We start from the raw sequence: 9,227 nt of genomic DNA, 5'->3' as shown, positions 1-9,227 counted from the left end.
CAGCCGGTGAAGTCAGAAGTCATCGGTGTCGTCGCAGCGGTTCCCCCCCCCGCCCGCGGTCCCCGACCATGACTCCAGCTACACTGGGTTCATCATGATCGGCCCGCTCGCTTCACGGCTCGGGCCGATTTTCTTTGTCCGGAGGTGACGCCGGTGGACTACGCCAAGCCCTGTCTGCCTATCCATGACCAGATCGACTACCGAGGAGCACGGCGACGCCGACCGCTGCCGTCCAGACGGTGAGCGTGTCGAAGGAGAGACGTTCGGCGATACCGAAGCTCAGACCCGGCAGCGCGGCGCCGTCGAGGGCAAGGAGGAATGCTGCGAATCCGAGGATCGAGACGGCGACGGCGGCAATCGTCAGCCACCTGAAGACACTGCGACCGACGGCAACGGCAAGCAGGAGCATCGCCGCCCACTGGACGAGAGCCTGAGCTGCCGCGGCGCCGTCATGCAGGGCCGGCTGTTGATCCCACGGCGCGAAGCCCACCGCGACGACACACACTCCGACGACGGCCATGAGAATCGTCGCCACGCGTCCAGTCCGGCGCCTCCAGCAGCCGTGCAGCAGCACTGCACCAAGGGCCGTCAGTACACCGGAGGCGACCATGCCCGCATTGAACCCGACGTGCCACGGTGAGCAGACCTCGCGGACGTCCCCGCCCTCGGTGAACGGGCCGCAGACCGTGACACCGAGGTCGCTGATCGCATTCCGCGTCACCGAGTACCCGTCCGGCCACTGCAGGGCCACGATGAGCTGGACGGGCAGCAGCAGCGCGCTGGCCACCCAGAAAGCTGCCCCAATTCGCCAGCGCTGCCTCATGTGCCTCGCCCTCCTCGTCGAACGCGATCGCCGCCGATCGCGCTGGGGATGCGGCAACCGGAGACGCGGTCTGCGTTCATCGTAGGACGATCAGAGGTGATGCGAGGCGACCGGCGGGAAAGTCATGACCCCGCGACGCGCATGCCCTCCCCATCGCCGGGGGCGAGGACGATGTCGAAACGCGTCTCAGCCCACCCTCTGCCACCGACGTCATGTCCGTCGGGGGTCGGGGTGCCGGGCGCATGATGCGAGAAGTCCATGATGAGCGACTCCTTGACGCCGAAGACGCTGTCACCGATCTCCAGCTGCTCATCACCGCGGACGAAGATGTGCGTGACGAGCGTCCGGAATCCCGGTGCCGTGACCATGAAGTGCAAATGGCTCGCGCGCATCGGCGAGCGCCCGGTCGCGGCGAGCATCGCTCCGACGGGTCCGTCGTCGGGAATCGGGTACGGCGTGGGAAACAGCCCCCAGAACCGGTAGGTGCCGGATTCGTCGGAGAACAGATGCGCCCGGGCAGCCGTTCTCTCGTCGTCGTACTGGACGTCGTAGAAGCCGTCCTCGTCGGCCTCCCACACCTCGATGCGCGCCCCGGGGATCGGATTGCCCTCAGTGTCCGTGACCGACCCTTCAACGAGGCAGGGTTCGCCGAGCGCCCCGAACGCCATGTCCTCTCCACGGGCGATCTCCGGGGCATCGTCGACGAAGAAGGGCCCGAAGACCGTCGCCTCGGTGGCATTCGCGTGCTCGGGATTGTTCATGCCCACGACCTGCATCGATGCCCCGAGCGTGTCCGAGAGGAGCACGAACTCCTGCCTCGTCTCGGTCGTGATGTGCCCGGCATCGGTGAGGAAGCGGATGCCGGCGTTCCACTCCGCCTCGGTGAGGCGCACCTCCCGGAGGAAGGCGTGCAGATGCCGGGTGAGGGCCTCCATGACAGTTTTGAGGCGAGCGTCGTCGGTGCCGGCGAACGACGCGATGACCTCATCGACGAGTCCCTGTTCGCGCGCCGACTGCTCGGGGGAGATGTCGCTCATGCTGCCGCCCGCACGATCATCCCCGAGAGGATCGCCTCCAGGCGCGTGTTGAGTTCGGCGGCATCACCGGCGACGAAGGCGACGTAGAAGTCCGGTCGCATGAGGAGGTGGCGGGCACCGTGCTCACCCATCCACGTCGCATACGTGCCGTCGAGATCGATGACCTCGGCACCGCTGTCGGGACCCCCGACCGTCAGCTGCCGGCCCCCGACTCTCTCGTGGTCGGCGGCCAGACCCGGATCGAGGTCTCCGGCCGCCTCGGGAGTCGATAGGAGGAACCAGCCGTGGCCGACGGCATCGTCGAACCGTCCGGTCCGCCCCCGGTGGGCGACACGCCCCTGGATGCCCGTCTTGCCCGCGGTGCCGTCCTCGGCGACCCAGGTGCCGGGGCCGAGGATCGTCTCATGCGCCGGCAGCGGCCCGACCTTCGACTGTTCGGCATGTTCGGCGAGCATGCGCGCGTCCCGGGCCGCCGCCTCGGCGGGATCGGTGATGCAGATGATCTTGCCGAGGTCGACGGAGAACTCGATGTACCATTTCGCCTGATCGCGCCTCTCGTCGGACCATGCGTCGAGGAGGTTCCCGTCGGCGAGCCCCTGGAGCACGAGATCGAGGCGCCATGCGAGATTGACGACGTCACGCAGCCCCGCGCACATGCCCTCACCGGCGAACGGCGGCATGAGATGGGCGGCATCTCCGACGAGCATCGTCCGCCCGTGATGCCACTTCTCGAGGTACTTCGCCTCGAACCGGGGGAGGGCCAGGCGCTCGAGCGAGGCGTTGTCGGGACGGATGTCCCACGGCTCGAGGAGCTTCCATGCCGCCTCCGGGGTGAGCATCTCCTGGAGATCGTCGTCGGGCAGCATCATGAACTCCCACCGGCGCCTGCCCGGTCCGCCCGGCACGACCGTGGTCGGCCGCACGGGATCGCAGACCTGGAAGTGGTGCGTCATGTACGAGGGCATGACCTCGGGCTTCGTGTCGACGATGAGCCAGTGGAAGAGGAAGCCGAGATCCGTCATCTCCGCCCCGACCGCTTCCCGGAGGAACGAATTCGCCCCATCCGCCCCGATCGCATACCGCGCCCGGATCCGACCGGACTCCCCGCCCTCGGCGTAGTCGACGGTGCGCAGACCGGGCACCGTCTCCCGGAAGTCGAGGGTGACACCGTCCTCGTCCTGGGCGAAGGCGACGGTGTCGCGTCCGAAATGGAGGGTGACATTCGGCAGGGTCTGGGCGATGACGCGCAGCCGGTCCTCGAGTTCGGGCTGGCTGAACCAGTACCGCTTGCGGAACCCGTTGTCCTCCTTGCCCAGCCAGTCGATCTCCATGAGGATCTCGCCGTCCCCGTTGAGCCAGTAGTAGTGGTCGTCGTGGAAGTCGATCGCCGGGTCGTTGTCGGGGTCGATCCCGATCATCGCGAGCACGCGGGCGATCTCATGATCGAACGTCACCGCACGCGGGCGTCCGTACTGCGTGTGCCACCGGTCAAGGGCGTGAACGCGGTAGCCCTGGCGACCGAGGAGGATCGTGGCGAGGAGGCCGACGGGACCGAGGCCGTTGATGACGACATCGGCGGTGTGTTCGACGGTGGGTGCGGATGCGGGGGTCATGTCTCACTCCTATGTGAACATCTGTTCATCGTTGAACTTATGTTCATTATGGGGAGGGGGTGAGAGGCCGTCAAGGGTTTGTCCGCGGATTCCGCCTGGGAGTTCTCCCCGCGCGCCGAGGCTGTCGTCCGTTCCCATCTCCTCCGACCTCGCGCGCCTGCTGGCCGAGGCGTGGCCTGAGCAGGCACAATCGTGTCCATGGCAGAATCTCCTGACCGGCGTGCCCGCAAGGCCGAGGCGACCCGTCGTCGCATCCTCGATGCCGCGCGCGACGTCATCGCCACCGGCGGACCGGAGGCGCTGACGATTCGGGCTGTGTCGAACGGCGCCGATATCGCCGTCGGGACGTTCTACAACTACTTCACCTCCGTCGAACAGCTCACCGATGAGGTCGTCTTCGATCTCGTCGAGACCTTCGGCCAGCGTCTTGATGCGCTGACCGGGGACTTCGACGATGCCGCCGAGGTCTACGCGGTGTCTCTGCGGCACCTGGCGACGACGGCGATCTCCGATCCGGTGTGGGGGTGGCTGCTCGTCCGGCTCGGTCTCGCCCATGCGGGGCTGCTCGACGTGCTGGGTCCGCGCGCCAACCGGGACATCCAGAAGGGCGTCGACAGCGGTCGCTTCGACATCGACGACGTCGCCCTGGCCGGGGCGATGACCTTCGGGGCGCTGCTCTCGGCGATGCGTCTGCGACTTGAGCGCGGGGGGTCCGATGAAGTCGTCGCCACCTACACGCAGTACCTGCTGCGGATGGTGGGGATCTCGCGTGAGGAGGCGCGCGACCTTGCCCGGCGACCGCTGCCGCCTCTGCCGCCGCTCGACCCATCCGACGGGATCAGGAGTCCAGCCGCACCTGAGTGACCGGACGCGGCCCCGGGGACGCACGTCGGATCGGTCCATCCGAGTGCGCCGGGCCTTCGAATACTCATCGGTAACACTGTCACGCGGAGATCGACTAGCCTGACGACTGACCTGTCCGTGACGCTGACATATTCACCCAGAGGAGTCCGATGAGACTGAGACCTGCACTGATGACCGGCCTGCTCGGACTCGCCGGAGCCATGCATTTCATCCGACCGCGGACATTCGACTCGATCGTCCCGCCTGCCCTCGGCAATCGGCGGGCGTGGACCTATGCGAGCGGGGTCGCCGAACTCGGCTGCGCCGCCCTGCTCGCCAACCCTGGCACACGACGCCTCGGAGGGGCCGCCTCGGCGGCACTCATGGTCGCCGTCTACCCGGCCAACATCTACACCGTGGTCAAGTACTGGCACTCACCCCGCGGGCGGGCAATCGCGCTCGCGCGCCTGCCGCTGCAGATTCCCCTCGTGCAGATGTCGTGGGCGATCGCCACCGACAGGGGCGCGCAGGACCGACCTCCGGTCGGTGCGCCGAACGGCGGTCATTGGTAGCCTGGACGCAGCGAGTGCCCGTGTGCCTGACCCGTCCGGGCAGACGTCAGCAGGCATCGTGAGGGCGGCCCAAGGGGTCACCATGTCTCAGCGCCACCACCTCGTGAGCCTCTGGCTCATCTTCTTCATCAACGGCTCAGTCATGGCCAGCTGGTCGCCGCGCATTCCCGAGGTCGCAGCCGCACTCGACGTGGGTGACGCGGCATTGGGCATCGCTCTGCTCGGCTTCGCCGCCGGAGCCATCCCGGCGATGTTGTGTGCCGGTCACCTGACCCGTTGGGTGTCGCCCGAACTCGTCAGCCTCCTCTCTGCGACGGCGTTCTCCCTCGGCCTGCCGGTGATCGCCGCGGCACCGAACCTCGTTGCGCTCTTCGCGGCTCTCTTCGGCATGGGTGTCGCCGGGGGCCTGTGCGACATCACGATGAACCTCACAGGGGTGCGCATCGAGCATCGACTGCGCTCGGGCGTGCTCGGACGGCTTCACGCCGGATTCAGTCTCGGGGTCGTGGCCGGCGGTGTCGGTGCGCTCGTCGCGACCGCCCTCGGTGCGAGCGTCGCGGGGCATTTCGCGGTCGTGGCAGCCGTGCTCGTTGTCCTCGCGGCAACTGCTGCTCCCGGTCTCCTGCGCGCTGAGGGACGAGGGCCTGAGCGGGAGCGCGTGCCCGAAACCGCACGCCCTCCCGACGGTCCTCGCTTCACCTCGCACCTCCCGGCGGCGATCGCCGTCATGGCCATCTGCGGACTGCTGCTCGAGGGCGTCATCACCGATTGGTCGGCGCTCCTGCTCACTCGTGACCTGGGCGCCACCGCAACGCAGGGTGCGTTGGCGCTCACGCTGTTCTCCGTGGCCATGGTCGGATCACGGGCAGTCACCGACCTGCTGGCCGACCGCCTCGGCGAAACGGTGATCCTCTGTGCCGGGGCAGTGACGGCCGCGACGGCGATGACGATCGGAATGCTCAGCGCGGTGCCCGGGATCGTCGTGGGGTCGATCGTGGTCATCGGCTTGGCGATCGGTCCGGTGTTTCCGATCACCCTGAGCCGGGCCTCCCGGTTCGGCGATCCGGCGGCCTCGATCGCCCGCATCAGTGTGGTCGGCTACACCGCGGGTCTGATCGGTCCGCTGCTCATCGGCGGGATCTCCTCTGCTGTGGGCCTGCCGTGGACGGTCACCGGCGCGGTGCTCGCCGGGAGTCTCGGCATCCTCCTCGCTCTTCGTCCCGCGTCGCGTGGCGACGAGACCGGCACGGCGCCTTAGTCCTCCGAAATCGGCGAGGTGATCTCTTCAGCACTCGGCGCCGAGTCCGGGTCGAGCAGCCACTGGGCGGCTACGCCGATGAGCATCGCGTAGTGACGCGAACCGTCCCTTTCGTCGTCACCCCCGAATGCGCGTGCGAGCACGCTCCGTGCGGCATCGCCGCGCTCTTCGAGGCCTGCGCGAATGGTGTCATTGTGCTGAGCCAGACTGATGGCCTCAATTCGGGCGGCGTCAGGAGAGGATAACCAGCTCCGCGGTTGATCGGGTCATCGCGACGTAGCGGTCGACGGCACCGGTGATGCCGTCGCCGAACCGATCGGGGTCGACGAGGACGACGAGATCGAACTCGAGACCCTTGACCTCGAGTGGAGTGAACGCGTTCACCCGCTCGGATCGCCGCCAGCGATCCGAGACGGGGAGGACACTGGGGTCGGCCGGGATGATGCCGACAGTGCCCTGTTCGTGGGCGCTCAGCCACGCTTCGACGACGGGGATGAGCGCCTCCGTCCGTTCACGGCGCACCGGGTGTCCGGCGGTGCGCACGGAGTCGGGCACATTCGCATCGGGGAGGGCGGCGCGGATGACGGGACCGGCTTCGGCCATCACCTCGGCAGGGGTGCGATAGTTGACGCTCAGATGCACCGTCTCGACGCTCAGCCCCGCCCGCGACAGCCGTACCTCCCACGTCTCGGCGAACCCATCCCTCGCCTGAGCGCGGTCGCCGACGATCGTCACCGACTTCGAGGGGCACCGGTCGAGGATCATCCGCCACTGGGCATCGGTGAGCTCCTGGGCTTCGTCGACGATGATGTGACCGAACGGACCGGCGAGCCGATCCGATTGCGGCACCGTTCGACCACCGGAATTCTCGAGAGCGGTCTGCAGGTCGGCACCGCGGAGCATCGTCATCTCCCGCAGCTCGCTGTCGTCGGCGGAGATGAGGTCGTCGATGACGTCGCTCATCCGCGCGCGTTCGGCGGCGGACTCGCGCTCGTCGGTGCGTCGACGACGGAGAGCGTCCGGGTCGCCGATGCGACGGCGGGCGGCATCGAGGAACGGCAGATCCGATGCTGTCCAGTCCCGCGGCCCACGGCGGATGAGCGCGTCGATCTGCGTCGGCGCCAGCCCCGGTGCGCACATGCCCAGGTAGGCCGGCACGGTCCACAGGTCGCCGACGACGTCGAGCGGATCGAGCACGGGCCATGCGGCGGTCAGTGCCGCCCGAAGCGCCGGATCGCAGCGGACCATGCGCCGAGTCAACCCCTCGTCGATGTCCTCATCGAGGTCCCGGGCATGGTCGACGATGATGTCGACGAGTTCGTCCCACACCTCATCACGGGCGTCGTTGTGCGGCGTCGTCCCGATCCCGGCCCGGAACGCTTCGGCCCACATCCCCAGTCCGACCGGAATCTCGCCGGCCGGAGTCGGGACGCTCAGGTCGTCGGTCGGCGGCTGCTCGAAGAGCGAGACGGCCCGGTCGACCACCTCGGCGGGATCGAGCGCGCCTTTGATCCGGGCGGAGTCCGCAGACTCGGGAGCCGTGGCAGTCTCCGGCACGAGGTCGCTCAGCGTGCACATCTGCACCGCATCCTCGCCGAGGCGGGGGAGGACGTCGTCGACGTAGCGCAGATACGATGCGGTCGGGCCGATGAAGAGCAGCCCGCCTCCGGATCTCACCTGCGGTGCGGAATGGAGCAGGTAGGCGGCCCGGTGCAGCGCAACGACGGTCTTGCCCGTGCCCGGCCCGCCGTCGACGACGAGCGGTCGACGAGCAGACGTGCGGATGACCGCATCCTGGTCGGCCTGGATGGTGCCGAGGACATCGGGCATCTGCGGCGAGCGCACTGCGGAGAGTGCAGCGAGGAAGGCTGACTGGTCGTCGAGCACAGCGGCATCGGCACCGCCGTCGGGACTCAGCTGCTCATCCCAGTAGTCGATGACCACGCCGTCCCGCCAGCGATATCGCCTCCTGCTCGTGAGACCGAAGGGGGAGGCGAGGGTGGCGGCGAAGTACGGTTCGGCCGCAGCAGTGCGCCAATCGACGAGCAGTGGGTCGCCATGCTCGTCGCGGATGCCCATCCGGCCGATGTGGATCGTCTCACCGGTCGTGGTCACCATCCGACCGAGGCACAGGTCGAGGTCGAAGCGGCCGAGCAGGCTCAGCTGCGCGGAGGCATCGCGGACGAGGGCGTCGCGTTCGACGGCCGCCTCACCGGAGGCCGCGGGTGTCGCTCGCAGCTCGGCGAGGCGGGTGGTCAGCCGGTCGGACTCGGTCTCCTGGGCTTGGGAGACGCGGGAGAACAGCGCGTCGTCGGCGGCGATGAGGTGCGGTCGGGCTTTGGCGGAAAGACGAGCGGGCAGGGCGAAGGCGCTGGTTCGCAAGGAGGCTCCTGGAGGGTGAACGGCGAGGTGAGGCACCCATTGTTCACCCTGTCCGGGGCCTTGCGGCAAGCCCCCTGTGCGCTGATATCCTGAAAATGCGAGGAGATGCCGGCCGCTCGTCAGCCGCTCATGACGACGAGTCGGAGTGCTCGACCGGGAGGGTGTCAGCGGAAGTCGATGAGCTTCCCGCTCTTCGACAGCTCCGGATCCGTGCAGGAGGACAGGTCGAAGCAGCACGGTCGGCGCTTGCCGTTCTCGAGCTTGTCGATGGCCACGCCGACGCGCTTGGCTCGCGTCGCGGGGTTCTTCGTCGCCTTGATCCAGCGCACCCACTCCCACCGGGCCATCGGGGTCAGGCTCGCCCACGTGTCATCGAGATCGCCGGCATCCGCGAGTGCCGAGGCGAGATCCTCCGGCACGCTCACCTCGGGCCAGTCCTTCGTCGGCGTCAGCGTCACGGACACCGTCGCGCCGTCCGCGAGGCCCGCAACCTCATCGAGATTGAGCCAGTGACCGCGCATCCCATCGGGCTCGACAACCGTCGCGAACCGCGCGTCGCCGACGACCGCCTCGGCGGCGACCTGACCTCGTGAGGGAAGTTCCGCACTCGCGTCGGGACTCAGCCGGATGATCGTGCGATCACCGAGCGTCGACACCTCTCCGGCGAACTCGATCGGTGCGGTCTGCGTCGCTGCCATG

At 68.2% G+C, this 9,227-nt stretch carries 9 protein-coding genes; 3 read left to right on the top strand and 6 right to left on the bottom strand.

Going from position 1 to position 9,227, the window contains the following annotated elements; all coding sequences use genetic code 11:
- Window positions 1-178: 178 nt before the first annotated feature.
- From ABD154_RS01625 to mhpA, 3 genes are all read right to left on the bottom strand, one after another.
- Window positions 179-823, bottom strand: coding sequence for a DUF998 domain-containing protein (locus ABD154_RS01625; protein ID WP_344249683.1), 645 nt, complete (start codon window positions 821-823; stop codon window positions 179-181).
- A 122-nt stretch (window positions 824-945) separates the two neighbouring features.
- Window positions 946-1,860, bottom strand: coding sequence for a dioxygenase family protein (locus tag ABD154_RS01620; RefSeq protein WP_344249681.1), 915 nt, complete (start codon window positions 1,858-1,860; stop codon window positions 946-948).
- On the bottom strand, window positions 1,857-3,473 hold the full coding sequence (gene mhpA, locus ABD154_RS01615; RefSeq protein ID WP_344249679.1) for a bifunctional 3-(3-hydroxy-phenyl)propionate/3-hydroxycinnamic acid hydroxylase MhpA: 1,617 nt from the start codon (window positions 3,471-3,473) through the stop codon (window positions 1,857-1,859). Before mhpA ends, ABD154_RS01620 begins: the two co-directional genes overlap by 4 nt.
- 198 nt (window positions 3,474-3,671) lie before the next feature.
- On the opposite strand from mhpA, the gene ABD154_RS01610 reads away from it, so the two are divergent.
- The 3 genes from ABD154_RS01610 to ABD154_RS01600 all read left to right on the top strand — a co-directional run bounded on the left by ABD154_RS01610 (window position 3,672) and on the right by ABD154_RS01600 (window position 6,146).
- On the top strand, window positions 3,672-4,337 hold the full coding sequence (locus tag ABD154_RS01610) for a TetR/AcrR family transcriptional regulator (RefSeq protein WP_344249677.1): 666 nt from the start codon (window positions 3,672-3,674) through the stop codon (window positions 4,335-4,337).
- 149 nt (window positions 4,338-4,486) lie between these two features.
- Window positions 4,487-4,888: a DoxX family protein gene (locus ABD154_RS01605; protein ID WP_344249674.1), complete on the top strand. Its 402-nt coding sequence runs from the start codon at window positions 4,487-4,489 to the stop codon at window positions 4,886-4,888.
- An 82-nt stretch (window positions 4,889-4,970) separates the two neighbouring features.
- Window positions 4,971-6,146 carry an MFS transporter gene (locus tag ABD154_RS01600; RefSeq protein WP_344249672.1) on the top strand — a complete coding sequence of 392 codons (1,176 nt, stop codon included), beginning with the start codon at window positions 4,971-4,973 and terminating at the stop codon, window positions 6,144-6,146.
- On the opposite strand, the gene ABD154_RS01595 is transcribed toward ABD154_RS01600, so the two are convergent.
- From ABD154_RS01595 to ABD154_RS01585, 3 genes are all read right to left on the bottom strand, one after another.
- Complete coding sequence (locus ABD154_RS01595) at window positions 6,143-6,289, bottom strand: hypothetical protein (RefSeq protein WP_344249670.1); 147 nt, start codon at window positions 6,287-6,289, stop codon at window positions 6,143-6,145. The two genes, ABD154_RS01600 and ABD154_RS01595, sit on opposite strands and share 4 nt — an antisense overlap.
- An 88-nt stretch (window positions 6,290-6,377) precedes the next feature.
- Window positions 6,378-8,528, bottom strand: coding sequence for an RNA polymerase recycling motor ATPase HelR (helR, locus tag ABD154_RS01590; protein ID WP_344249668.1), 2,151 nt, complete (start codon window positions 8,526-8,528; stop codon window positions 6,378-6,380).
- Window positions 8,529-8,692: 164 nt separating this feature from the next.
- Window positions 8,693-9,226, bottom strand: coding sequence for a YdeI/OmpD-associated family protein (locus ABD154_RS01585; RefSeq protein ID WP_344249666.1), 534 nt, complete (start codon window positions 9,224-9,226; stop codon window positions 8,693-8,695).
- Window position 9,227: the final 1 nt, after the last annotated feature.

This window comes from Brevibacterium sanguinis (assembly GCF_039528855.1).
GTDB classification, from domain to species: Bacteria; Actinomycetota; Actinomycetes; order Actinomycetales; family Brevibacteriaceae; genus Brevibacterium; species Brevibacterium sanguinis.
The sequence above is the reverse complement of the archived record's forward strand: the minus strand, read 5'-3'. Positions and strand labels throughout refer to the sequence as shown.